The 1117-nt window shown below is 57.6% G+C and carries 1 protein-coding gene; it reads right to left on the bottom strand.

The annotated features are described in order from the left end of the window. Positions 1–803: 803 nt before the first annotated feature. A partial coding sequence (locus tag AC0B9F_RS38385) for a hypothetical protein (RefSeq protein WP_472010469.1) occupies positions 804–1117 on the bottom strand: 314 nt, incomplete at its 5' end.

Raw genomic sequence — 1117 nt, 5'->3', positions numbered from 1 at the left:
CTGCCGTGGCCAACGACACGAAGACGCGGAAAAACGTTCGCAAAGCACGAGTCTCGATCATCGGGGTCACTCTCTTCGGCAGCGGAACCTTTCGAACGGTACCGGCCGAAAGAGACAAACCCGACGTGATCGGAAAAACTCGATCCGGTCGACCTAGTTCCGGTCGACGACGAAAGGCTCACGCACCGAGTGCGTGAGCCTTTCTCGTCAGACGACGCTTACTTGGGCGTAACCGTGCCGCCGCTGAGCGTGGTCAGTGCGTCGACGAGACGCTGACCGAGGTTGTTGACGCTTCCGATGGCTTCACCGAGAGATCCCATGAGTTTCCTCCTGCAGTTTGTCGAAATTGAAGTAACTACACCCGGAGCGGGCGTGGCAATGTCGCGCTGAATTAGGGGGTGGGGTCCTTGGAGATGGTCTCTACCGATCCCATGAAGGTCTTGAGCAGACCGTCAGCGCTGAACAGTGATCCCAGGCCCTGAACAACAGCGCCGAGAATTCCTTCCATTGAACCCATGTGAATCTCCTTGAGAGGTCAGAGGTCAGCTGCCAAAAGCACCCGACAGTGCTGTGACAGCTGCGTCACATCTGTAATGTATCCGTGACGTGGGTAACAGTAATCATACGAACGACCAGTTGGCAAAGGATTCCGACAATGGGGTCATTATTTCGACTAATAAGGTCTGCTACTGAAAAAATTCCGGACAATCGGTCGAATTTGACCAATTCTGTCGCCGCATTGATCAACCGCCCCAAATCCTGCGGTTACCCACCAGTAAACTGAAATCATGTCTAGCGCAACCTCACTCACGCAGGTAGCTAATTTCCGGTGGCACCGCCATCAACTCGACCGAGCGGTTGTCGGTGACGCCGATCACAGCGATTGCAGCATTCTCGATCTCGGGATTCAGAACACCGGACCTGACGGAGCCGCCTGGGCCCTGCGGATCCGCGGCGTCCGCGTCGACGCCACTGAGCTCGCTCTTGCCTGGACGTTGCGCGGAGCCCCCCACTATTACCGTCGGGGCGACCTGCCTGCCGTCGCCGCCGCCACGTCCCCGTTCAGCGAAGCCGATGCAGCCAAGCGCATTTACGACGCCAATCGGCCCCTGAAGGC

It is taken from the genome of Streptomyces sp. NPDC097129 (genome assembly GCF_055668065.1).
The sequence above is the reverse complement of the archived record's forward strand: the minus strand, read 5'-3'. Positions and strand labels throughout refer to the sequence as shown.